General features: G+C 60.7%; 21 protein-coding genes. 13 read left to right on the top strand and 8 right to left on the bottom strand.

The features are described 5' to 3' along the window. Nucleotides 1-24: 24 nt before the first annotated feature. Together EIH26_RS01975 and istB are read left to right on the top strand one after the other, a co-directional pair. Nucleotides 25-741, top strand: a complete 717-nt coding sequence (locus EIH26_RS01975; protein ID WP_206424656.1) for a transposase — start codon at nucleotides 25-27, stop codon at nucleotides 739-741. Between the two features lie 252 nt (nucleotides 742-993). Next, nucleotides 994-1,782, top strand: a complete 789-nt coding sequence (istB, locus tag EIH26_RS01970) for an IS21-like element helper ATPase IstB (protein WP_124060529.1) — start codon at nucleotides 994-996, stop codon at nucleotides 1,780-1,782. Nucleotides 1,783-2,323: 541 nt separating this feature from the next. Here the strand turns inward: istB and EIH26_RS01960 are convergent. The 6 genes from EIH26_RS01960 to EIH26_RS01940 form a co-directional block, all read right to left on the bottom strand. Next, a complete protein-coding gene (locus EIH26_RS01960; RefSeq protein WP_124060528.1) occupies nucleotides 2,324-2,515 on the bottom strand; it encodes a hypothetical protein in 192 nt (63 codons plus the stop codon). 65 nt (nucleotides 2,516-2,580) lie between these two features. Beyond that, nucleotides 2,581-2,751 carry a hypothetical protein gene (locus EIH26_RS08345; protein WP_164470947.1) on the bottom strand — a complete coding sequence of 57 codons (171 nt, stop codon included), beginning with the start codon at nucleotides 2,749-2,751 and terminating at the stop codon, nucleotides 2,581-2,583. Between the two features lie 15 nt (nucleotides 2,752-2,766). Then, a complete protein-coding gene (locus EIH26_RS01955) occupies nucleotides 2,767-3,339 on the bottom strand; it encodes a DUF2815 family protein (RefSeq protein ID WP_124060527.1) in 573 nt (190 codons plus the stop codon). Next, a complete protein-coding gene (locus tag EIH26_RS01950; protein WP_124060526.1) occupies nucleotides 3,332-4,366 on the bottom strand; it encodes a DUF2800 domain-containing protein in 1,035 nt (344 codons plus the stop codon). Before EIH26_RS01950 ends, EIH26_RS01955 begins: the two co-directional genes overlap by 8 nt. After that, entirely contained in the window at nucleotides 4,359-4,670 is a 312-nt protein-coding gene (locus EIH26_RS01945; protein ID WP_124060525.1) for a DNA ligase, read from the bottom strand. The genes EIH26_RS01950 and EIH26_RS01945 overlap by 8 nt, the downstream gene beginning before the upstream one ends. Before the next feature lie 258 nt (nucleotides 4,671-4,928). Further along, nucleotides 4,929-5,429, bottom strand: a complete 501-nt coding sequence (locus EIH26_RS01940; protein ID WP_124060524.1) for an RNA polymerase sigma factor — start codon at nucleotides 5,427-5,429, stop codon at nucleotides 4,929-4,931. Between the two features lie 457 nt (nucleotides 5,430-5,886). On the opposite strand from EIH26_RS01940, the gene EIH26_RS01935 reads away from it, so the two are divergent. From EIH26_RS01935 to EIH26_RS01885, 11 genes are all read left to right on the top strand, one after another. After that, the gene (locus EIH26_RS01935; RefSeq protein ID WP_124060523.1) at nucleotides 5,887-6,855 is read left to right on the top strand and encodes an ABC-three component system protein; all 969 of its coding nucleotides are present in this window, start codon (nucleotides 5,887-5,889) and stop codon (nucleotides 6,853-6,855) included. Beyond that, the gene (locus tag EIH26_RS01930) at nucleotides 6,842-7,300 is read left to right on the top strand and encodes an ABC-three component system middle component 2 (RefSeq protein WP_124060522.1); all 459 of its coding nucleotides are present in this window, start codon (nucleotides 6,842-6,844) and stop codon (nucleotides 7,298-7,300) included. The genes EIH26_RS01935 and EIH26_RS01930 overlap by 14 nt, the downstream gene beginning before the upstream one ends. Next, nucleotides 7,297-9,165 (top strand): ATP-binding protein, encoded by a 1,869-nt coding sequence (locus EIH26_RS01925; protein ID WP_124060521.1) that lies wholly within the window; start codon nucleotides 7,297-7,299, stop codon nucleotides 9,163-9,165. Before EIH26_RS01930 ends, EIH26_RS01925 begins: the two co-directional genes overlap by 4 nt. Further along, complete coding sequence (locus tag EIH26_RS01920) at nucleotides 9,165-9,392, top strand: helix-turn-helix transcriptional regulator (protein WP_124060520.1); 228 nt, start codon at nucleotides 9,165-9,167, stop codon at nucleotides 9,390-9,392. The genes EIH26_RS01925 and EIH26_RS01920 overlap by 1 nt, the downstream gene beginning before the upstream one ends. Further along, on the top strand, nucleotides 9,389-11,413 hold the full coding sequence (locus EIH26_RS01915; RefSeq protein WP_124060519.1) for a site-specific DNA-methyltransferase: 2,025 nt from the start codon (nucleotides 9,389-9,391) through the stop codon (nucleotides 11,411-11,413). Before EIH26_RS01920 ends, EIH26_RS01915 begins: the two co-directional genes overlap by 4 nt. Further along, nucleotides 11,413-14,001 carry a DEAD/DEAH box helicase gene (locus tag EIH26_RS01910; protein ID WP_124060518.1) on the top strand — a complete coding sequence of 863 codons (2,589 nt, stop codon included), beginning with the start codon at nucleotides 11,413-11,415 and terminating at the stop codon, nucleotides 13,999-14,001. The genes EIH26_RS01915 and EIH26_RS01910 overlap by 1 nt, the downstream gene beginning before the upstream one ends. A gap of 26 nt (nucleotides 14,002-14,027) precedes the next feature. After that, nucleotides 14,028-16,436 carry an AAA family ATPase gene (locus tag EIH26_RS01905; RefSeq protein ID WP_124060517.1) on the top strand — a complete coding sequence of 803 codons (2,409 nt, stop codon included), beginning with the start codon at nucleotides 14,028-14,030 and terminating at the stop codon, nucleotides 16,434-16,436. Beyond that, nucleotides 16,433-17,503, top strand: a complete 1,071-nt coding sequence (gene mcrC, locus EIH26_RS01900) for a 5-methylcytosine-specific restriction endonuclease system specificity protein McrC (RefSeq protein WP_124060516.1) — start codon at nucleotides 16,433-16,435, stop codon at nucleotides 17,501-17,503. Before EIH26_RS01905 ends, mcrC begins: the two co-directional genes overlap by 4 nt. After that, the gene (locus tag EIH26_RS01895; protein ID WP_124060515.1) at nucleotides 17,500-18,078 is read left to right on the top strand and encodes an SLATT domain-containing protein; all 579 of its coding nucleotides are present in this window, start codon (nucleotides 17,500-17,502) and stop codon (nucleotides 18,076-18,078) included. The genes mcrC and EIH26_RS01895 overlap by 4 nt, the downstream gene beginning before the upstream one ends. Further along, the gene (locus tag EIH26_RS01890) at nucleotides 18,075-19,361 is read left to right on the top strand and encodes a nucleotidyltransferase (RefSeq protein ID WP_124060514.1); all 1,287 of its coding nucleotides are present in this window, start codon (nucleotides 18,075-18,077) and stop codon (nucleotides 19,359-19,361) included. Before EIH26_RS01895 ends, EIH26_RS01890 begins: the two co-directional genes overlap by 4 nt. Before the next feature lie 72 nt (nucleotides 19,362-19,433). Continuing rightward, entirely contained in the window at nucleotides 19,434-21,242 is a 1,809-nt protein-coding gene (locus EIH26_RS01885) for a DNA methyltransferase (protein ID WP_124060513.1), read from the top strand. A gap of 968 nt (nucleotides 21,243-22,210) precedes the next feature. Here the strand turns inward: EIH26_RS01885 and EIH26_RS01880 are convergent. Further along, nucleotides 22,211-23,722: an ATP-binding protein gene (locus tag EIH26_RS01880; RefSeq protein ID WP_164470946.1), complete on the bottom strand. Its 1,512-nt coding sequence runs from the start codon at nucleotides 23,720-23,722 to the stop codon at nucleotides 22,211-22,213. 188 nt (nucleotides 23,723-23,910) lie between these two features. Next, the gene (locus EIH26_RS01875; protein ID WP_124060511.1) at nucleotides 23,911-24,396 is read right to left on the bottom strand and encodes a DUF3846 domain-containing protein; all 486 of its coding nucleotides are present in this window, start codon (nucleotides 24,394-24,396) and stop codon (nucleotides 23,911-23,913) included. Nucleotides 24,397-24,486 lie beyond the last annotated feature (90 nt).

Raw genomic sequence — 24,486 nt, 5'->3', positions numbered from 1 at the left:
CGCAGGAGACGGAAGGGGCCCACCATGCCAGGAAACCTGATCGAAGAGTTGACCATGTACAAGGAATCGGGCATCAAGCCCAACTTCAGCGAGATCGCGAGGAGGTACGGGATGGACAGGCACACCGTCGCGTCGCATTGGAGAGCGGAGGGCTGCGTGCCGAGCGACGGCAGGGCGTTCAGGGCCGGGTCGTTCGACGGCCACCTGGACGAGATCGCCGCGAAGGGGCTCCTACCGGGCGTGACGAAGAAGGGCATCCACGAGTGGCTGCTCCACCGCTACCCGGACGAGGGACTCGCGGGCTACAACGCCTTCACGTACTTCATGCGCAGGAACGGGATCGCCATAGGGCCCGCCTCCGGACCCGAGCCGCACCCCAGGTTCGAGACCCCGCCGGGCCTGCAGCTCCAGTTCGACTGGAAGGAGGGGATCCGGATGGCGGACCGCAACGGGGAGGTCTGCGAGTTCAACGCGTACTCCGCGACCCTGGGCTACTCCAGGCGCCACGTGTTCATCCGGTCGAACACCCTTACGACCGACGACCTGGTGAGGTGCATGTACGAGACCATCGTCAGGATCGGCGGCGTGCCCCGCGAGTGGCTCACCGACAACATGTCCGCCCTCGTCACCGTGCGGGGCGGGCGCAGGACGCGCTGGCGCCCGTCGGCAACCTGCGCGTCCTGGAGGAGGCGATGGGCGACGTCACCAGGATCGGGGAGGTCCCGTCCACGACGCTGGTGACGGCCCATGGCGAGAGCATGTCCGTCCCGAGGGGCTGCATCGGCCGGCCGGCGCGCGTGGTCTCCATGCCCGGCGGCACCATGGACTGCTACGTCGACGGCAGGCTCGTCGCGACCCACAGGGCCGGAGGGCCCGCCTACGACCCGTCCCACTACGCCGAGGTGATGGAGGGGAAGCGGTGGTTCGGCGACGAGGACATCGAGGAGGCCGCCCTGGCGAACCTCGGGCTCATAGACTCAATCGGGGCGCGCTGTGAGCGCGGTGGTGCAGGCCAGCCCCCTCAACAGGCTCGCCGCCAACCTCGAGGAGCTCGGCCTCGACGGGATGGCCTCGTCGGTGCCCGAGTACGTGCGCCTGGTGGCGGACGGCAGGAAGGACCTCGTGACGGCGCTCCTCGAGCTCACTGACGCGCAGGTCGAGGGGAAGAGGAGGGCCGACGACGACAGGCGCGTGCGCATGGCCAACTTCCCCTACATAAAGACCCTCGCCGACTTCGACTGGGGGTTCCAGCCCAGCGTGCCGAGGGGGACGGTCGAGCAGCTCGCGACGCTGTCCTTCCTGGAGATCGGGGACAACGTGATCTTCGTCGGGAGCCCCGGGGTCGGGAAGAGCCACCTGTCGATCGCGCTGGGGTACGAGGCCGTGCTCGCCCACAGGCAGGTGTACTTCGCCGACTGCTCCAAGCTCGTCGGGGACCTCGTGCACGCGTACGCGAAGGAGACCCTCTCCCGAAGGCTGCGGTTCTACGAGCACTGCAGCCTGCTCATCATCGACGAGCTCGGGTACCTCGACGTCGGGAAGGAGGGGGCCGACCTGCTGTTCCAGCTCGTGAACAGGAGGTATGTGCTCGACCGTTCGACCATAGTCACCACGAACGTGCCGGTGGGAAGGTGGGGCGACGTCTTAGGAAGCAACGTGACGGCGAGCGCGATCGCGGACCGCCTGTGCCACCACTGCACGCTCGTCAAGATAACCGGCAGGTCGTACAGACTGAAGGACGTGTCGATCGGAGAGGATGACGGAAAGGAGGGCGCGAGCTAACCAGAAGTGGTGAAAGTACGTTGGCGCAAACGGTGGATGTGCGTTGGCGGAAACGGTGAAAAATACATTGACACTAACATCGATGCCCAGCACTGCTCCCGCGCTCTCCAGGGACAGGGGCAGCCCCATCGTGGCGGTCCAGACCATGGAGCAGCGCCAGCCCCGTGGGTCCAGATAGCGCGCGTCCCCGGCGCTTCCCGCGCCGACTCCCAGCCCCAGGTCCCGCAGGTAACGGGACAGGCAGACGCGCTCGAAGTTCGCGTTGAACGCCCACTTGGTCACGGAATCGTCCGCCAGGGCGGCAAGCACCTCCTGCGGGATCTCCTCGCCGCATGCGAGGTCGATTACCCTCACGGGCGAGCCGTCCGTGCTGTAGGCGAACAGCAGCACCTCGAAGTCCGGCTCCTCGGCGTAGCGGTAGACCCCGCACCTCTGCAGGCTCGCGCCGGAGTACGTCTCTATGTCGATGCTGATCGTCTCCAAGGCCAGCACTCCTTCCATGCGAAAGGGCGGCGGGGATGGTGCCCCCGCCGCCCAGACGTCACTTCTTCCCGCTCTTCAGGGACTGGTGCCATCGCCTGAACACCGGCTGCAGGTCTTTGAGGATCCCCCGGAGGATCGAGAAGATCAGGTACCCGAGGAAGTAGAAGATCGTGCCGTAGATCAGGGCGAAGGCGGTGCAGCCCACGATGATCGCGATGAGCTGGTTCGCCATCTCCACCATCTGCTCCATGTAGGTCACCTCGCTTGTCTAGGGGCTTGGCCGGAGCCAGGAGCTTCTGACCCCGGCCAGGTCGGCTATTTCATGGCTTCGAAGGCCTTCTCGCGCTTGGCCTCCCTGGCGAGGCGCTCCTTGCGCTCGCGCTCGTCCCTGCGGTCATCCCTGACCGAGGTGTAGAGCATGAACGAGACCCAGATGAGCTCGAGTCCCAGGATGAGGGCGAGCACTGCGTAAACGAGCGTTTCCATGGCTTGCCGTCCCTTCTAGTTGAAGAAGTCGTCATCGTCATCGGTCGCGAAGTCGCTCTCGGCGCTCGCCTTGCCGCCCAAGGGTTCGCCTGCGCGGATGAGCTGCAGGTTGTTCAGGCCGCAGGCGATGCCACGGTTGCCGTTGGTGTTGAAGGCGTAGAGGTTGATGCTCGCGCGACCGTAGACGCCCGAGTAGACCCTGGAGCGGCTGAGCACCGGGTTGAGGTCGGCGTCGACGATGCCGGGTGCGGTGGCGGAGTTTGCGTTGATGAAGTAGGAGTTGGCGTAGGCCGGGTCGTCCGGGCGCTCCACGTCGCCATCGCGCAGCGGCGTCTTGATGGACGTCAGGGGCGGCACGGTCTTGGAGTTGCCCTTGAGCTTGGACTGCCCTTCAGCGTAGGCGGCCTCGATGGCGGCCTTGATCTTGGCGACCGTCCGGGTGTCGCTCTTCGGGATGATGAGGCTCACGGAGTACTTGGGGGTGCCGCCGTTGATGGACTTCGGCTCCCAGACGTTGGCGTAACTCCAGCGGATGTCCTCGCCGGTGATGACCTTCATGGGGTTCTTGACGGTGGTGTTCTTAGACATGGTGTTCTCCTTCGTTGTCGTTGAAGTCTTCCTTTGCGTTGTTCATGGCCGGTCGCTTGTCGCTTTCCGGCACGAGGGTGGGCTTGCCCTGCGGCTTCTCCACGAGGCCGGCGAGGGCCTCGTCGAAGCGTGCCTTGCCGAGCATCTTCTGCATGGCCGTGATGCCGAGGAGCCTCCGCTCGTAGGGCTCGAAGCCCGCCTGCAAGACGGCCTCGGCGACCGCTTCGTCGTTGACGTACCTGCGGTTCGAGCGGCCCTCCACGAGCTTGAAGCCGTGCCACTGTTTGCCGCCGATGGCCTGCTGCAGGGCGTACTCCTTGATGTCGGACACCCACGAGACCAGGCCGTCGACCTTGGCGAGGATGTCCTCGACCTCCTCGTCGGTCAGCAGCGGCGGGAGCCTGAACTCGTGGCGCGCAAGCTCGAGGTTGGCCTCGGCTCGTGCGCGGCAGGCGCTCTTGGCCTTGCAGAAGGCGCACCACTCGCCGCATGCGGGTTTGCCCTCGCCGGCATAGGCCAGGTCGGCTGCGGGCTTGAGCACCTCGTCCGCCCATTTCAGCAGCTCTGCCTTGGGGGGCTCGGCGGTGCTGAGGTTGTCGCGGCGCGGCTGGTAGATGGTCATCCTCACGCGCTCGATGTCGTAGATGCCGTCGAAGGCGTCAAGCGTCCCCAGCGCATAGCACATCATCTGCGGGTTGGCCTCGGCGGCTACCAGCACGCCCAGCCCGTACTTGAAGTCGATGACCTGCAGGGTGCCGTCCGCGATGACGATGCAGTCGGCGGTGCCGAAGCCCTCCCGCACCCAGCGCGAGAAGTCGACGCGCTGCTCGACAAGGACGACCGGGTCGGGGCATGCCTCCATGCCGAGCGCCGCCTTCAGCTTGTACTCGCACAGGGCGTGCGCGTCGGTGCCCTCGGCGGCGTAGGAGCTGCCCCTGTCCTCGTACTTCTCGGCGAGGCGGGCGGAGGGCGGGCAGTTGATCCGGCGGGAGGCCGAGGATGCGGAGAGAAGTGCGTGGCTACTCATGGCCGATTGCCTCCGCGTCCTGCAGCAGCGCCGCGTAGTGCGCCGGGTCCACCTCGGAGAGCTTGGCCGCGCCGTACTTGCCGAGCAGGGCGCGGATCTGCGCCGTGTACCCCGCGCGGGACATGTCTGCCAGGATTGCGCGCACGTCCTCGAGCTTGAGCTGCGGCTGCGGCTCGGGCGCTTGCGTTGCCGTCTGAACGGACTCGCCGCCCAGCGCCCCGATCACCTGGTCGACCACCGCGTCAATGTAGCTCGTGGCGCTCTTGATGTCGCGGATGGCGGTGATGAGCTGTTCGTTGGTCATGTTCTTGTCCTCCTTCCTCGGATTGGCATTGCTTTGCGAGGGCTTCGAGCCGCCCTGCCAGACGTTTCGACACTCGGCAGATCGAGGCCAGCACGTCCGCTGCCTCCTGGGCGGGGCTCTTGTTGGTCGTGGGCATGTTCACCTCCTTGCGTCGCGCCCTTTGCCTTTCCCTGGAGGCGGGGCGCGCGGATTGACGAAAGCGACGTGGGGAAATCCGAAAAGACCCCGGCGACCTGCGGGAAACCGGGGCCATGGGGGTTAGAGGATGTCCGGGTACTCCTCGCTCAGCTGCTCGCGTGCCTTGGCGAGGCGCGAGCGCAGCGTGGTACGGGGGATGCCCAGCTCGGCGGCGATGGAGGACTCGTTGAGTCCCTGCTCGCGCAGGATGCCGACCTTGATGGCCTCGGGCATCAGCTCGCCCAGGCGGTGGAGCAGCTGAGACAGCTCGTCGAAGTCGGCGATGATGTCCTCGATGCTCGCCGCCGGATCCTCCAGCGTGTCCAGCAGCGAGTAGCCGCTGTCGGTCGGCTCGCTGTCGAGCGAGAGGGTGTCGCCCGTGCGGCGGAACTCGCAGGCCGGGCAGTCCGTGTCGCACAGCCAGAACTTGTTCTTGGGGCAGACGCAGCGCCCGTGGTATTGCATGCGCTTGCGGGTGGCATCGCATTCCCGCATGTAGGAGCGGTAGAATTCCTCGTCGACCTCGACCCAGGTGCGCGTCGACTTGAGATAGATACGGCGTGGTTTGTCTTGCTTTGTCATCAGGTTTCTCCGTTCGGCTTGAGAGCCGAAGCGGAGGTCACCTAAATGACAGCCAGCGGTTTTGCCCATGGGCGGTCACCTCGCGCGGATTGCTCCGCTTCGACTTGGTGACCAGCCGTTCGCAGCTGGCACGCTATTCACTTGACTGTTCCGGGCATCGCCTGCGAACGCGCCCCGTGGCCTTGGGGACGAGACGATGCTCGATTTCGTGAACCTCTGCGTAACAAGAACAATATGTTCACGTCCGCGCACTTCATATCGACATCCGCATCATGCAGTGCTAAAATTGGAACTTACGGTTCTTCCAATCACGCAACCCGCGTGGCGCAGCGTTTCCGCGTCGAGATTCGGTGCGGTTCACGTTAAAAAAGTCTAGGGAGGAGAGGGCTGGAAGTAATCAGGCCGCTTTATAGGCGCTTTATAGCTGGTTTTGCAAAGCTTCCGAGGAGGGGGTGAGATGAGCGAATACGTCATTGCCTTGTATGCCAATCATCTGCTGAAGCTATGGGAGTGCTTCATCTCGCAGAAGGATCTCTTCGACTTACTCTACGGGGCGGTGGTAAAGCCCCTGAACCTTGAAGGGGATAATGGCGAGCTCATCGAATGCACTCCGACGTCGGCAAGCAGGATACTTTCGCGGCAGGAGAACGTTCACAGCAAGATTCGAGCAAACTACAATAACGCGAAGGTCAGAGCGACCATCGTTCCCTACTTCGAGAAGGAAGTGGCGCCTCACATCCTCTCGGGGCAGGAAGACGTCCTGATTTACAGGATCATGCTCGATATCGCCGCCTCCAACCTACCGCCGGAGCGGATTGCAGAGTTTAACGACCTTGCCAAGCTGGAAACCCTCGAGAGGTTTCTCGCTGAGGCGTATCTGGAATCCCTCGTGCTTCCGAACAAGGTCAAGCCTCAAAAGAAGAAGGATTCGGGTGCACAGTCAATGGGCGCTATCGCGCCGCCGGACGACATAGCCGCCGTGGAGCGCGGGTATGTCAGGGCGCTTCTGGACGTGTACGCCGAGGCGGAGGGCTTGAGTTTCGGTTCCTTCACGGTTGAATCCTTCGATGACTATCCTGAGCGCGAGGGGCACTTCCGTCGTCAGCGGGGCGACTTCTATGCCGCTGAGGCGATAAGACGCGGCACGCGTGACATCTACAACGTGACTGAGGCGGATCCATTCGTGGAGCTGGTAGACGAGGTGTACTCCGAGGTCGTGGAGACATACGAGCGCGTCCATGACGATGACTACGCTGGTGGCCTCTCATGCCTGCGCACCGTACTGGATCGGGCGATGCAGATAGACTCAACCAATTTGATGCTTGCAAAGGATGGATACAGAATCTCGAACTCCCAACGAAAGGGCGTCTGCCATTTCCTCATCAACGACGGCAGGATAGAGGGGTGGGCACGTGCAGACAGATAGAGTGTTCAACACGAGGTTCGAGGTCTCCTTGCGGCTCCTTATCCTCCTGTCCCGCGCAGGCGACCCGATCGACCTCGAGTTCATCCAGGTCATCGACTTTGTAGCCACCTATGGAAAAACCTTTTCGTTGGCCGACGATAACGTTCATGGCGACAACCAGTACATGTTTGGCGAAAGGCTCGCCCGTTTTCGACGCGTCGAGGATGCTCTTCGCGAGCTGGTTCTCGAGGGGTGCGTACAGCCGATCGCCTCAGACAGGGGCATGCTCTACCGCCTCACACAGCTCGGGGAGGAGCGCGTTGCCTCGCTGGAAAGCGACTACGCGAGGCGTTATGCGGATGCGTGCGAAAGGGCGATCGAGGACGTCGAGCACAAGAGCCTTAAGGCTGTCATCAGGGAGATTCATCGCCTTGAGAAGAGACCCTTGCAGGAGGTGGCCGAATGAGCGGCTTCTATATCAAGCAGATCTGCGCGAGTGGCGAAGGCGTCCGTCCGTCATCCATTGACTTCAATCGCGGAGTTAACATCGTTCACGGTGTCTCGAATACCGGGAAGACCCTCGTGATCTCATGCATCGACTTCATGCTCGGCGCAAAAGGCTCCGTTCCCTTCGACAAGGACGGCACGGGCTACGACACGGTCTCCATGGTGATAGCGGACGAGAGCGGTACGGAACTTCGGGCCAGCAGGAAGATCGTCGACGGGGACGAAAAGCCCAAGGGAGGCACGGTTATAACCGTCTCGTCCGGCATAGAAGGAATCGAGAGCGGCGATTACAACATCTCCTACAAAGCGGCTCATCCCTACAACGAGATTCTCCTCAAGCTCCTGGGAATCGACGGGCCTGTTAAGATCATACAGAACCAGAAAAAGCAGAAGCAGGCTCTCACGGTTCGGTCGTTCCGTCACCAGTTCCTGCTCCACGAGGACGAAATCATCACGAAGCAGACGATCATCTGCGACCCCGGTCGTCCTGCGAACAGTTCGATAACACCAAGCCTGAACGCCTTGATGTACCTGATTACCGGAGAGGCTGCCGATGATGCGGCAGACGAGGATCCCGAGATCAAGAAGGCGAAGAAGAAGGCGGTGCTCGCCTACATCAACAGCGTGATAGTCACGCTCTCCGAAGGACGGGCCGAGCTTCAGGAGGAGCTGGCGAAGATTGGCAACGTGGACATCGACGCAAAGATTGATGAGGTCATGGGGCAGATTTCCGATGTCGAGGCGAGCATTGCAGAGGCGGTAGAGCGCAACCGCATAATCTCCTCGGAGATCATGCGGGTCAGCGAAGAGCTGGGAGAGATGCGAATACTCGCCGACCAGTACCGAAGGCTACACACACAGTACGACTCTGACGTAAGCCGGCTCAACTTTATCGTCGACGGTGAGGAGAAAGTGGAGGCTGGTTATGTAGACACATGCCCTTTCTGCGAGAACGAGATAACCAAGACAGACGACCGAGAGTCGTACAGGGCGGCGGCGAAAGCGGAGCTCGAGAAAACTTTGGCTCGCATCGCGGATCTGGAGCTGACCGAGTCCGATACAGCTGAGCAGATAGCGATTCTCGAAAACCAGATATCAGAGCTCGAGCGGCAGCGTGCCAACGTTGTCGACCTTGTGAACCGGATGTTCAAGCCGCGTGCCGCAGAGCTGCGAAGCGCGCTCGCCTCCTATCAAAGGGTGTCGCAGCTTCGCAGCGAGATCGATCGCATGGAGACGATACTGGAGGGGTTTGAAGCCGATGTCTCCGAGAAGGAAGGCGAGGATACCTCAATCGACAAGTTCGACGCGAAGGAGTACTTCGACAAAGGGGCATTCAGGGCGTTGGACGACGCGCTCAAGGTGGCCGTCTCGGACTGCAAGTACCCCGCCTTCAAGAGCGCGAGGCTAGCCAAGGGCACGTTCGACCTCGTTATCAACGGCAGGCCGAAGGAACTCGAGGGCAAGGGCTACCGCGCCTATCTGAACAGTATCTTTGCATTCACGCTCATGAAGTTCCTCGAAGCCAACGGCCAGCATCCGCCAAAGCTCGTCGTGCTTGATTCGCCGATATTGAACCTGGTGGAGAAAGGCGAGACCCCCGTCTCCGACAGCATGAAGTCAGCTCTCATGAATCACATGATTGCCAATTGCGGGGAATGCCAGGTAATCATCGCGGAAAATGAGCTTCAAGATGGAGTGGATTACAGCACTGCCACCCTCATTCCATTCACCAAGAACAGAGATGAGGGCCGTTACGGGTTCTTGCTCGACTATCACGATCCGACAGAAGAAGAGGCAATAAGCGAGGAAGGTGGCCGTTTCTGATGGCACGAAAAATCAGCTACAACAAACTGTGGAAACTGCTCATCGATAAGAACATGACGCGCAAGGACCTGCGTGCTATCAGCAATGTCAGTCCAGCCTCAATTGCGAAGCTCGGGCGTGGCGACAACATCACGACCGCCGTCCTTATCAAGATATGCGATGCCCTCGAATGTGAGCTTGCAGACATCATGGAGCTTGTTCCGTGCGAAGCTGCGGAGGTGGAATGATGTCAAAGCAACGCCTGCAGCTTACCTGGTACAACAAGGACAAGGCGCTCATCCCAACCGAGACGGGGAGGTACGGTTATACGTGGGTGGAGCCGAGCGACCCGAGGTATTGCGAGACGCATACGCTGGTGCTCGACGAGTGCGTGACGGGCGTGCAGGCGGAGAAGTCCGATTCATTCGCCTATTCGGAACGTGCTGACCTGCCGCCGCAGGATGGCAACCTGCTGATACTCGGCGAGTCGGGCGACGTGCTGGAGGCGCTCACCCGCGTGCCCGAACTGGCCGCAAAGTACATGGGACAGGTGAAGTGCGTCTACATCGATCCGCCCTTCAATACGGCCAAAGCATTTCCGTCGTATGAAGACAATCTAGAGCATTCCATCTGGCTCACAATGATCCGTGACCGCCTGCTGCATCTTAAAAGGCTCATGCGGAATGACGCTACTATCTGGTTGCATATCGATGACGTAGAAGTGCATAGAATCCGATTGCTCATGGATGAAGTCTTTGGAGCGGGGAACTTCCTGTCGGAGATTGCTTGGGAAAAGACCTTCAAGCCGCGTAACGACAAAAAAGAACGCGAGGGCTTTTCGTCTCGCCATGACATGATTCTTGTATACGCCAAAGGGCCCGAAGTAAGGTGGAACAGGCTCCCAAGAACTGCGGCGATGGATGCTGCTTATAGCAACCCCGACGATGACCCTCTCGGCGCATGGACAAGCGCCCCGGCGACAGCAAATAAGGGTGACGGTGCAGGCGGGATGTGCTACGCCATCCAAAGTCCGCTTACTGGAGAATTGCTGCGACCGCCGCGAGGAGGCCATTGGCGTTTCGGGCAAAGGGATATGTTGGAGTGGCTGTCGGAGTATGCGCCATGCCATCTTGAGGACCTGCATGATGAGGAATGGCGCGCCAACAACGAGAATATCCCCTTAGAAAGGGTAAAAAAGGGAATCATGTCCATTGTCCTCGACGGCTCAATCGAGGAGGTGCGGGAGAGAACGCAGGCCCGCATCGAATCGGGCAATTGGCCCCGCGTGTACATCACTGGCGGTGGCGGCTTCCGCTCCAAGTCCTACTTGGCATCCAAGCCTGGAAAAGTCCCAGAAGACTGGTGGCCGTACCTTGAGGTTGGCTCAAACGACGAGGCAAAGAACGAAATAAAGAAGCTCTTTCCGGGTGACGTGCCCTTTGACACGCCCAAGCCGGAGCGTTTGCTCGAGCGCATCATCCACATCGCCACCGACCCCGGCGACATCGTGCTGGACTGCTTCGCCGGCTCGGGCACCACGGCGGCGGTTGCCCAGAAGATGGGGCGGCGCTGGGTCACCTGCGAGCTGCTGGATTCGACCTTCCACAACTTCACCCTGCCACGGCTCGTGAAGGTGGTGAACGGAGAAGATCAGGGAGGCATCACGCGCACTGCAGGCGAGCGCATTGCGGCAGAAGGCGTAGAGCTGCCAGAGGGTATGTCCGCCGATGATGCGCAGAAGCTCACCTCACTCATCAACAAGCTCATTGCAGGCGACGACGAGCTGAAGAAGAGCAAAGCCGTTAAGGAGCTGAAAGCCCGCTCGAAGACGGTGCGCACCAAGGAGGCCATCAACTGGCGCGGAGGTGGTGGCTTCCAAGTCGCGCATCTCTCGCCGGAGTGCTTCGACTATGACCCGAGGCTCGACCGCGTCATGCTCACAGAAGCTGCGACTGGTGACACCCTTGTGAGGTCGGTCGCCGCGAACCTGGGCTTTGCGCTTCTTGAGTTCGGGGACTGGAAGACGTATGACGGCCATTACTTTGAAGGCTATCAGGGCAACGTCGTCCTAAAGGTCTGGGAGGGCGTCGCCGACACCGACCTCGTCGACTGGCTGGTATCGCGGCTCCGCGAAGGGCAGACCATGGTGCTTGCTGCCACCTGCGTTATGGACGGCGTTCGCGAGCATCTGCGCCGCATCAGCAAGGGCTCGCGGGTCGTCTCCATCCCCGACGACATCTTCCGCTTCTCGAAAGGAGGCGACGAGTAATGGCGAAGAGACTCGACATCTCGTTTGACTCGGATCTTCTCGAATCCATCAGTGCCGCCTTCGACCTGCGTGCACCCAACAAGGAGGCGCTGCGGCAGCTAGTGTTCACGCTAGACGGCCCCTACGACCCGGACGTGATGCAGGTTTTAAACCTCGCCACCGGTGTGGGAAAGACCTACCTGATGGCGGCCTTCATCGAGTACCTGCGCTGCCAGGGAGTGCGCAACGTTGTCATCGTTACCCCCGGCAAGACCGTGCAGTCCAAGACCGTCGCCAACTTCTCCATGGGAAGCCCGCGCTACATACCCGGTTCTAACGTGCCGCCTGACGTCGTGACGCCCCAGGACTACTCGGCTTGGGTTGCCCGGCAAAACGGTTCTGGGACGCTTTCCTTCGGTCGCGAGGTGCCCGTCCTGGCTTTTATCTTCAACATACAGCAGCTCATCGCGCCCAAGAGCATCGAGGGCGCCACCCTCGGGGACGGCCAGGATGCCCAGCGGCGCAAGCCCAGGCGTTTCGACGAGAATGCGGGCGTGCTGTTCGACTACCTCAAAGGGCTTGAAGACCTGGTCGTTATCGCCGACGAGTCGCACCTCTACTCGACGAGTGCGGCCGCCTTCAACGCGGCGCTGCGTGAGCTGGACCCTGCCGCTTGCGTAGGGCTCACGGCATCGGTCCTGCCCGGCGACCACGTGATCTTTGAGTACCCGCTCTGGCGCGCGATCAAGGACCAGTACGTGAAGGCTCCCGTCCTTGCCTTTCGCAAGGGAGGGTACGACGAGACCCGGGCCTCCGAGGAGCAGCAGCTGCGCGACGCTCTGCAGCTGAGGGGGATCAAGCAGGCCTACTACGACCTCTACGCGGAGAGCCACGGGATACGGCACCTGAACGCAGTTGCTTTCGTCGTGTGCTCCGACACCGACCATGCCACGCAGGTCGCCCAGCTTTTGCGCACTCCCGAGTTCCTCGGACGTGACAGCGCCGTGCTCCAGGTGGACTCGAAGCACGATGATGATGGCACCCAGAGGCTCCTCGAGGGCCTCGACGAGCCCAACTCGCCCGTGCTCGCGGTGGTGAGTGTGAACAAGCTCAAGGAGGGCTGGGATGTCAAGAACATCGCGGTGGTGGTGACCCTTCGCGCCATGGCTTCGGAGGTGCTTACCCAGCAGACCATGGGACGCGGCTTGCGCCTGCCCTTTGGCAAGTACACGGGAGTGTGGCAGATAGACCAGCTCGACATCATCGCGCACCAGTCGTTCACCGAGCTCCTCGCAGCCGAGAACGTGCTCGCCCAGTTTGGTCTCGAGGAGGCCGTCGCCGAGGCGGACAAGGGCAGGGTGGCGCAGGCCATCAGGCGGGCCGCGGAGCAGGCCGATGTGCAGGCGGAGACGATGCGGCAGCATGCGGAGGCCGCCCAGGAGCCGGATCCCGGTGCCGCAGCACCAGGGGCAGCGCCCACGGCTACGCCTGCCGACGGGCAACAGCAAGTTCCCATCTTCGGGCCCGGAACGCAGGCATTGAGTACGGGCGATGGCACTCCGACTGCCGGCGTACGGGCTATAGGCGGCGAGGAGGACTTCGACTTCACGCCTGTCACAATAGAGCGCAACCCCCGCTTCGCCGACGTGTCCTACCGGTTCCCGGTCGCCGACATCCAGGTCAAGCAGCCGCCGGTGGACCTCTCGGAGATCGACGACCACGCCATCGCCGAGGCGGCAAAGCGCGTGACTTCCACTGGTGACGTCCTTTTCCGCAAGGAAATCGTCGCGGCGTTGGGCAAGAAGCTGCGCGCCGTGGACACGGAAAGCGCTGAGGTCGACTCCATCCACGTGCCGGATGAGGACGCCCGGGACGCCCTCGTGAGGCTGGTCGTGAACATGCATCTGGTACCCACGAACGCCCAAACTGCCCGTTACGTGGAGAACTACCTTATCCCCAAGTTCATGAAGGGGGTCTCCTTCGAGGGCTGGTCGGTAAAGTCGCTCGACTCCGCTCGCATCCAGCTGCAAGGCCTCGTCAAGGACTACGTTGCGGGCGTGCTGCGCTCCACCAAGGAGATCGCCGCCATCACGCCGAAGGACATGAGGCTCAACGGTTACATGCTCCCCTTCGGAGAGAGGGTCTACGACCCCATAGATGCACGCGACGAGTTCGTGCGCGGCCGCGTCTACTCCGGATGGTTCAAGTCTCTCTTCGCCGAAGAGTCCTTCGACTCCTACAGCGGCGAGTACGAGGTCGCGAAACTGCTCAACACATCCCCTAGCATCATCTGGTGGCATAGGCTGCATGTGCAGGACGGGGCATACATCTATTACACGGCACGAGACCGCTACTTCCCAGATTTCGTGGCGCTGGATGCGGACGGAGTCTATTGGATTATCGAGGGCAAGAGCGCACGAGGGCGCGACGACGCGACCGTCCAGGCAAAGCGGAAGGCGGCCGAGAAGCTCGTGAGGCGACTCGCCATCGAGCCGGACTTCGCCGGGCAGACCTGGGGTTACATGGTCGCCTACGAGGACGACGTAGCCAAGGCGGACAGCTGGGACGATCTCAAGACACTCTCGCAACCTGCGAGCAACGCGGTATAACGCAAGGATTCGGTTAGGGGCACGTGATGATTGACCAAGAACGATTCAAGGAAGTCCTGGCGCAGTACAAGGCCGACTTCCCGACGCATTGGAAAGACGAGAAGTACAAGTGGGAGGCGGCCAAGCACTTTCAGGAGCACTGGGCCATGAACGCCGAGAACTTCGCCGAAATGCTCGACACCGCGCTAGCCAAGACCTACAACCTGCTCGCTTCGCTCAACAACTTCCCGAGGAGGATGCTCCTCGAGTTTGCCCAGATTGACCCGGAGGGAGTCCGGGCCATGTTCCTCGGCCTGTTCGATGAGAAGAGGGACTATTGGGAGCGCATAGCACAATTCAAGCGGGAGGCCGATCAGCTCCTCCAGAAGTGGAAGGACACCGACCCCGACAGAGCAAACATGGTCCACTACCAGAGCGAGAACGCCATCACCACCTACCTGTGGCTGCTCTTCCCTGACCGCTACTACATTTACAAGTTCGGCGAAGTGCGCAAGACGGCGGCGGAGCTGGGAAGCGACTGCGTCATCAAGCAGGGGCGCTACGCCGACAACGTCCGCAACCACCTTGCCCTCTACGACGAGATATGCGCCGAGTTGCAGAAAGACGAGGGGCTGAGGGGCCTGCTCGCGGGGAGTCTCACGTCCGACTGCTACCCCGACCCCGAGATGCGTACGCTCACCTTCGACTTCGGCTTCTACATCAGCCGTTACCTGCACGACAAGCCCAAGGACGCTGGTGACTGGTGGCCCGCTGCTGACGAGTACGACCCCGGCCTCACCGTCGATGACTGGGCGGGACTGCTCGCCGACCCAGAGGTCTTCACCGAGGGCGCGCTCGAGATCGTCCGCCGCCTCAAGGACTACGGTGGCGAGGCAACCTGCAAGCAACTCTCCGTGAAATACGGCGAGTCGAGCCAGTTCTACCTAAGCGGGTCGGTTGGCCTTGCCAGGCGCGTGGTCGAGAAGACGGGCTGCCCGGTACTCACTGGTGAAAACGAAAACTCGAAGTGGTGGCCGGTGCTCTACGTCGGACTCCAGGCAGGCAAGGACGAGGAGGGCGCGCACGTCTGGAGGTTGCGAGATGAGCTCTCGGATGCGCTCGACCGTATCGACCTGACCCAGGTAAGCCTCCATGCGGAGTCCGAGGGCGGCGAGAGCGACAAGGGCTACTGGTGGCTCAACGCAAACCCGAAGATCTGGAGCTTCGCCGATATCGCCGTCGGCGAGGTCCAGGACTACACCCTCTACAACGAGAACGGCAACAAGCGCCGCATCTTCCAGAACTTCCTCGACGCCAAGGCCGGCGACATGATCATCGGCTATGAGTCCAACCCCGTGAAGCAGGTGGTCGCCATCGCCAAGGTCTCCGCCGAGCAGGACGGAGAGAAGCTCTACTTCGAGAAGGTCGAGGGACTCGGCACGCCCATCGACTACCAGACGCTGCACGACTGCCCCGAGCTGGAGAAGATGGAGTACTTCGTCAACCCCCAGGGAAGCCTCTTCAAGCTGACTCCCGGCGAGTACGACTTCATCCTCGACCTCATTCGCGAGGAGAATCCCATCGCCGAGGAAGCCAAGACCGAGACCTACACAGCGGATGACTTCCTCGAGGACGTCTACATGACCGAGGAGCGCTACGAGCGCCTGGTGGCGGTCTTGCGCAACAAGAAGAACATCATCCTGCAAGGCGCTCCGGGCGTCGGGAAGACCTTCTGCGCCAACAGGCTCGCGTGGTCGATGATGGGCGAGAAGGACGACAGCCGCATCGAGTTCGTGCAGTTCCACGAGAACTACTCCTACGAGGACTTCATGATGGGCTACAAGCCCGCAGGCGAGGGCTTCGAGCTGAAGTACGGCGTCTTCTACCGCTTCTGCCAGAAGGCCGCCAACCAGCCCGACAAGGACTTCTTCTTCATCATCGACGAGATCAACCGCGGCAACATGTCGAAGATCTTCGGCGAGCTGCTCATGCTCATCGAGCGTGACTACCGGGGCACCAAGGCCACGCTCGCGTACAACGGGCTTTCCTTCAGCGTGCCTAAGAACCTCTACATCATCGGCATGATGAACACGGCGGACCGCTCGCTGGCGATGATCGACTACGCGCTGCGCCGCCGCTTCAGCTTCTTCGAGATGGAACCGGGCTTCGACTCCGAGGGGTTTGCCGCATACCAGAAGGCGCTGGACAGCGATGTGCTCGACGAGCTGGTCGCTCGGGTGAAGGAGCTCAACGCGGAGATCGCCCGCGACCGCTCGCTCGGGTGCGGCTTCTGCATCGGGCACAGCTACTTCTGCGGCAGGGACGTTGCCGACGAGGAATGGCTGCGCGAGGTAGTCGACTACGACATCCCCCCAATGCTCGCCGAGTACTGGTTCGATGACGAGGCGAAGCTGCACCGTTGGGAGAACAGCCTGCACGGAGTGTTCCAGCGATGACCAAGGACAAGAGCATATTCATCAAGAACGTCTACTATATGCTCTCCTACGCGTTCCAGGACCTGCGCCCCGACCGCGAGGACGATGTCGCGGGCGAGGACTTCGAGCGCATCCACGACCTGTTCGCCTCGATACTCGCCAAGGGCATAGGCCACCAGCTCAAGCAGGGCCTCTACCGGGAGTACGTGAACCACACGGAGGACTTGCCGGTGCTGCGGGGCAAGGTGGAGATGGCCGGCGCCATCAAGAACCGCCTCGCTCGGAGCCGCCGCGTGTCATGCGAGTACGATGAGCTGTCGGAGGACAACCTGCTCAACCGGATCCTCAAGACCACGGCCATGCTGTTGCTCCGCCACGGCGACGTGGGCGCGGAGCACCGCGACGAGCTGAAGAAGCGCATGCTGTTCTTCGCTACCGTGGGTGAGGTGGAGCCTGCGGGTATCCGCTGGTCGTCCATACGCCTCACGCGCAACAACCAGAGCTACCGGATGCTGCTCTCGGTTTGTCAGCTCGTCATCGACGGTATGCTGCTGACCGACGAGCGCGGCGAGGTGCGGCTCATGACCTACATCAAGCCCCAATACATGGAGCGGCTCTACGAGAAGTTCATCCTCGAGTACTACCGCAAGGAATGCGGCATCGCGTCCGCCAGTTCCCCGCAGATCAAGTGGGCGCTCGACGACGGCGTGGGCACGATGCTGCCCACTATGCAAAGCGACATTGTGCTGGCTCGGGGCGGGACCGTGCTCATCATCGATGCGAAGTATTACACGCACACGCTGCAGGAGAACTGGGACGCCCATACCGTCCACTCGGGCAACCTGTACCAGATCTTCACCTACGTGAAGAACAAGGAGGCCGAGCTTGCGGGTGCGCCGCATGAAGTGAGCGGCATGTTGCTCTACGCCAAGACTGACGAGGAGACCCAACCCGACAACGTCTACCAGATGAGCGGCAACCAGATCAGCGTCCGCACGCTCGACCTGAACCTGCCGTTTCCGCAGATTGCAGCCCAGCTCGACGCGATCGCCGAGGAGCATTTCGCAAAGGAGGCGGTGCTGGCATGACTGATGCAAACATAGTTGACGCAGCTCAGATTGAGGAGCTGTCAGCAAACCTGCGTGACTCCGCTGATCGCATGAAGTACACCTACAAGGCTCACGAGAAGGCGGCTGACAGGTATGACCTCTACGAGAAGTGGAGGCATGTTGCGCTCATCGTGTTTACCGTCTTGTCTGCAAGCACTTTGATTGTGAGCATCTTCGCGCTTGTCGGTCACGAAGCCTGGGGGAACCTTGCTGTTGCCATCGTTGCGACCTGCGCCAGTCTCGCATCCCTTCTCGGAGACTATCTCGACTTTGCGGGAAAGAGCCAGCGGCATCAGATGGCCGCTGTGAAAACTCGTGCACTTTTTGTCGGCTACGAGGATCTTATTGGCGACTTGCGAACAGGTGCCGTCACGCCCGCTACGGCGAGGAAGCGCCGCGACCAGATGAGGGCAGAGGAGAACGCCGTTCTTGCGGACATCGCTCGTACGACGAGAAAGGACTACGACCGGGCATCAAAGGCGATTGAGACTGACGAGAAGACCTCCGAGGCGCAGGACGCCTTGCATGCCGCAAGTTCAGGCGGTGCCGCATGACCTCGTCCTATGTTTTGTTCGAGCAGACGCTCGAGAATCTCAAGGTTTCAAACTACGAGGAGATTAGTTCCAGACGCAAAGAGATCACGAAGGCTCTCAATAGGGAGTTTCGAGACAGCGACAGTCAAACGGATAATGCCTTAATGGTCGGCTCTTGCGGCAGACATACGGCTATTGATGGTATCTCGGACTTGGATATGGTCTATGTAATGCCCCGCGCCTTGTATGACGATTATCACAAACAGGGTGGTTCCAGACGGGCATTCGAAAGAGCGAAGAAGGGCGTTTCCGCGCACTATTCTACTTCCGATATCAGAGTAGACCACCAGGTAGTTGTCCTCCAGTTCACGAACTTCAAGTTCGAAATCCAGCCCGTTTTCGAGGCTGACGACGGATCGTTTGAGTATCCCGATACCTATTCTGATTCTTGGCATACGACAAAACCTCGCTTGGAAATCGGCGCGATGAAAGAGCTGAACGATCGCACCGAGGGTAACGCACGTGTATTGTGCAGGCTTACTCGCGCTTGGAAGCGTAAGCACAATGTGGAGATGGGCGGTCTTCTCATAGACACATTGGTCTGGCGGTTCTTTGGTCAGACAGATTGGTACCAAGAAAAGACAACACTGCCTGACTATATGCTGCGTGACTTTTTCAAGTTCCTCAGTGACCTTCCAAAACAGGACTCTTGGAATGCGGTAGGCAGTAATCAGAAGGTGTATGTGAAGAAGAACTTCCAGAACAAGGCCAAGAAGGCATACGGGCTTTGCCTGGATGCCATTGAGGCTGACGGCGATTCTTCCATGTATTCCAAATGGCGTAAGGTCCTTGGTAGATTTGTCCCCGTGGATGGCTCTTCGAGCAGAGCAAGCTCCGAAGAGACTTTCAAGGACACCGAGGAATTCATAGAAGACTATTACGATATGGACCTACGGTATACGCTTGAGATAGATTGTACGGTCACACAAGACGGATTTAGACCAGCTAGCTTGCGGGATATGCTCGTGCGCCACATTTGGCTACGCCCAAACAAGAAGCTGGAGTTCAAGGTTTCCAACACAACCGTTCCTGCGCCATTCGACCTTAGATGGAAAGTGCTCAACAGAGGATCAGAAGCAGAGCGGCGAGATGACGTCAGGGGGCAGATTATTAAAGGCTCGCTTCGAATGGGTCATGTTGAACACACCAAGTTTAGAGGTGACCATTACGTGGAATGTTATGCAATCAAAGACGGAAGAGTGGTGGCGAGGGAACATCAAGAGGTTCCTATTCAAGAGAGCTAACTTGTCAAGAACGATTTAACGATTTCCCGAACCTTTTAACGATTCCTGATTGAGAGAGCGAGGTGGGTGCAAATGAGAACGGCGACAAGGACAACCGAACGGAGCGAGGTCGATGCCTTGGGGGCATGGGTGCTCCTAGCGACCTGCCTGCTCACAGATAAAACCGCAGCTCATAACGGTATTTCTGCCAAGCACTGCACCGGCCCCGCAACTGGGCTTTGTATCAAAGACGGTAGCTTGTTAGACCCGGCGTGCGGCTCCGGCAACTTCTTAACTGAAAGCTACCTCTCCCTGCGCAGGCTGGAGAACCGCGTGATCGAGGACCTGCAGGGCGACCAGATGGGGCTCGGATTCGCCGACGCAGGCAGCAACTCGATTCAGGTGGGAATCGACCAGTTCTACGGCATCGAGATAAACGACTTCGCCGTGTCGGTCGCCATGACGGCGCTCTGGATCGCCGAGGCGCAGATGAAGCAGGCCACCGAGGAGATACTGCTGCAGCCGCTCGACTTCCTTCCTCTGAAGCACAACGCCAACATCCGCGAGGGCAACGCCCTGCGCATGGACTGGAACGATGTGCTGCCCGCCGAGCAGTGCAGCTACATCTGCGGCAACCCGCCGTTTGTTGGGTCATCGCTTAGAACAAAAGAACAGACGAGCGACATGGAGGCGAACGCTTTTGCCGGTCAAAAAAAATGGGGAAAGGTTGATTACTGTGGTGCGTGGCATCACATAGCTGCAAATTATATGTCGATAAACCGTTCGATCAAAAGCGCCTTTGTTTCGACGAATTCGATTTGCCAAGGAGAACAAGTAGAGCCAATGTGGCGCTCGCTGTTCGAGGGTGGAATACGCATTGCTTTTGCATGGCGGACGTTCATTTGGGATAGCGAGGCTAGTGATAAGGCGCACGTTCATTGTGTCATCGTAGGGTTCTCTTTCGAGAACAGTGGTTCTTGCCTCTTATTTGAAGAGGAAGGAATCGAGGTTAATGTGCCTCATATCAATGGTTATATATATCCCTCTCCTAATGTTTTTATTCGTTCACGAGGTAGGGCGGTTGACGACCATCACCTTCTTATGACGCAAGGGAGTAAGCCTGTCGATGGGGGCGAGCTCATTCTTGAGGAAGATGAGGCCAGAAATTATTCCTCATCCCATCCAGCGGTCGCGCCGTATCTTCGAAAGTATATAGGTGCGCGCGAATTCATGAATGGAACCGTCCGATATGTGATTTGGCTGCGCGATATTGCCGAGAATGCAGTGGGGATCGATACAGAACTTGATTCGAGGCTGTCTAGAATTCGAGCATCGCGTGAGGCATCGCCAACTAAAGAATTCAATAAATACGCCGACAAGCCCTGGCTTTTTGTACAAGACCGTCAGCCGGAAGCGAATTATCTAGTTTTGCCGAGGACGACCTCTGGCCGTCGCGAATACGTCCCACTTGGTTTTTTCACTCCTGAAATTATCGCTAGTGATAAGTTGATAGTAATGCCCGGCGCGTCGTTGTTCGACTTTGGGCTGCTCTCTTCGAGGCTCCATGCTTCTTGGATGCGAGTGGTGTCCGGTAGGTTGAAGTCGGATTACGAATACTCTTCGGGTGTGTACAACAATATGGCATATCCCCAGTGTTCGAGCGAAGTTCGTGCTGAGGTGAAGCGGCGCGCCCAAGGCGTGCTCGATGCGAGAGATAAGCACCCGGGCGCGACGCTCGCCGACCTGTACGACCCCGACAAGATGCCCGCCGACCTGCGGCAGGCGCACGCCGCCCTCGATGCGGCGGTCGAGGCCGCCTACGGCGTGGACTTCGACGGCGACGAGGAGAAGATAGTCGCCCACCTGTTCAAACTCTACGCCGAGCTTACGAAGGGTGCGTAGCTTCAATGGCCTAGCTTCCTGCCTCGGCGAGATGGGCTACCAAGTCTACCGTTTCGGCCGATTCGCCTCGTGCTTGTCCCAAAGCCGACGCCCGGCTCGCAAAGCGGCTCCTCCGGCATCCCAGCATCGCTGCCCGCCGCCTTGTGGCCTGCACGCTCGCATGGGGCGGGCGCGCACCGCAAGGCGCTCCATGCCCCGCGAAACGCCCACAACGCCCTTATCGGGGGGGGTGGGCGTTGCGGGCGCTTGATCGAGTTCATCGGCGCGAGTCGCCGCATGGAGACTTCGCTCGTGTTGGGAAAAGCCAAAAGCTAGTAAACGCGGCATGCTTGCCAAAGTGTCCAATTCGGTCATGCCACGGTGTTCAGTTTAGCCTTGACAGAAACAGGCGCTGCTGCTGGTGTCGCACGACGCGGCGCTCGTGGGGGCCGCCACGAGCGTTACCTGGGAGATCGCGCGGGCGCTCGATGCCTTCTCGCTTATTGTCCATTAGGCGTTTGCGCAGATGCAAGGCGTATCGAGAAAAGTTGGGGGCACGATGGCGTTTCGGCTATAGGTGCCACCTTGCGCCCAGAGACGCTAGCTTGCGAGATGGTTGGCAACCGCGTTGTCTGCAACGCTAAGGAGTTTGGCTCTGGCATCTCGAAACTGCTGACCTTCGGGTAAGGAACCCGGAGGACGGTCTGATGTTGTGCCGGCGCAAAACAGGCCGTTTTGAAGGGGAAACGCCAGCAATCAGGGTGCCGGCAACGACCTTGGAGTAGGCGCAGATGGGGGAATTCGGGGAGGGGACGACTTCCGGATCATTCCGAAATCGGCGGAATCGGCATCCGCCGCGGGGCGACCGTTCAGCGCGGCCGAGCAAGCTGCAGCCCCTGCGCATGCGACGATGAGAGCCTACTTGGGAACTCACTTGGGAATCTACTTGGGAACTTCCGAACCTAGGTTCCCAAGTAGGGCTTCTCAGCTCATCCCTTTCTGCCGATGAGCCTGTACCGACGCTTAGGGCTGTTCTGGGTCCCGATGCCCTCCACGAGGCCCTGACCGATGAGGCCGTTGATGTACTTGCTCGCTGTCTTGTCCGCAATGCCGGCGGCCCTCGCGACCTCCGCCCTCGAGACGCTCTCGCGTGAGGCTATGAAATCGAGCACGGCCTCGGCCACGTTGCTCCTGGAGTAGGCGCTCTCCTGCTCGGTCATGCTGCGGTGCCTGAATATTATCCGGAAGCCGTCCAAGGTGTTGTCGATGACCGGGTTCTTCATGAGCGCATCCGCGAGGGAGCTGCGTATGATCTGGTATCCGGTGCCGCGGTTCTCGACGACCTTGCCGCGCCTGCCGTCCACGTCCGTGTAGGGCACCTCTTCCAGGATGCGCGAGAGCGATTGGTTCCGGGAGGTCGTGCCGCCCCTCTGCCCCAGCTGCTCGACCGTGAGCGATCCGTACAGCCCGCCGGGGTTGCCGATCTCGAGGCGGTCAGGGTACAGGTCGACCATCACGGGCTCCCCCTGTCCCTCCGGGGAGTAGTCGCGGTGCATGAGGGCGTTGGCGATCGCCTCGCGCACGGCGTCGAGCGGGTAGTCCGGGACATCCTCCCTCAGCGCGCCCTTGACGATTGCGCCGTGCTTTATGTTGCGCGAGAGCACGCGCAGCGTGTCGACGACCATCTGCGGCACGGGGCCGTCGAGGTTGGCGGAGTCGTCGAAGCGCCTTCCGCCATCGCGGGGCGACCCTTTCTGGCTAGTCGGGTAGCTCGTGAAGACGACGTTGAGCCGGGGGAAGAACTTCTGGGGGTAGGATCCGAGCGCCATCATGCCGGCCAGTGTGGGGCGCAGCACGCCGTGCTCGTCGGGGGCTATGGCCCTTCGGTTGGCGAGCAGCGTCTCGTCGTCGAGGGTCTCGACGCGGCCGAAGGACGACGTGCGCTCCGCCGCCAGCCATCCGGTCAGGAGGCCGGCGTCGAAATCGTCGAGCGTTGCGTCTGGGACGACGACCGCGTCGTGGCGGGCGCTGTTGATCTGGTTCTCTATGAAGCGGTCGATCTCGTACGGCGTCATCTTGTGGTCGCCGTCCCCGGTGCGGATGTAGGATCCGTTGCGTTGGCCGAGCCGGCGTACGTAGCAGGGCTTCTGGCGGGGAGAGAGCTCGGGGATGTTCGCCACGACGGTCGGCGAGCCCTCGAAGTCGAGGATGCGGATGTCGGCCTGGAGGGCTGGCTCTATGCCCTCGCGTGCAGCCTGGGCACATCCCGACTGGACCTCCTTGGACGAGAACCCCTGCGCGGGGTGGAAGCCGCGGGCCTCCCTGATGCCGAAGACGATGGTGCCGCCCGCCGTGTTCGCGAAGGCGGACATGGTTTCCAAGACGCTCTTGGGGAAGCCGTCGGCGGCGGCCTTCAGCTCGCACTCGGCGAGGTCCGTTCCGGCTGCCCGCATCCTCTCTATTTTCGCGGCGAGCTGCTCGTCGCTGGTTATCGCAAACATGTTCACACTCCCGCCCGTTCGGTGCATTCCTGCGTAGTGCAGCACTTACTTAGGAGCTTACCCGGTAAGCTTCTAAGTAATTTCCCAAGTAGCATTGTAAGCTTCCCAAGTCAAGGAGTCCATGGTCGACATCGACTCCTCCCTCCTTGGCAACGTGTCATGCCGGCGGGAGGGCGCCTGCGGGCGGCCTAGACGGCCGCCCGCTTCCGGAACGCAAGCCGGAGGCACTCGACGGCACCCGACTGGATCGACTTGCTGCCGCCGAAACGCTTGATCACGCGTGCGGCCTCGTCGTCGCTGATGCCGCGGTCCTCGCCGGTCTCGTGGTCGAACCCGACGCAGACCATGTCGCCGAAGACGATGCTGTAGAGATCGCCCCCCTCGACCACGCTCGAATAGTCCATCTGGGAGAGATAGCCAGCCTCGGCCATCTCGTGCGTCGCGTAGACGGCCCTGTTCGCTGTGTCCAGCGATGCGCCGAACAGCTCCTCCTCGTTGACGTAGACGGCGGGCGCGTTCCCGAAGATGTACCCCGCGGGCTCCATCATGCCGCCGACGCATTCCTGCAGCGTGCGCAGGAAGCTTCCGCTCTCATCTGCCCCGAGCGTCTTGCGGTAGGGCTTGCCGCCGACGGGGACCATCATGACCTCGAGCGTGTTCTTGGTGTTTTCCATCTCGACCTCCTAATCTGTCGGCCCGTCCTTCGCGGGCCCGTGGCGCGTGGAGCGCCGGGGTTCCGGGCGGCTGCAAGGAGGAAGGCGAAA

The sequence above is a fragment of the Gordonibacter sp. Marseille-P4307 genome (assembly GCF_900604965.1).
In the GTDB taxonomy this organism is placed as follows: domain Bacteria; phylum Actinomycetota; class Coriobacteriia; order Coriobacteriales; family Eggerthellaceae; genus Berryella.
Note: the sequence above shows the minus strand (reverse complement) of the source record. Positions and strands in the feature narration are given on the sequence as shown.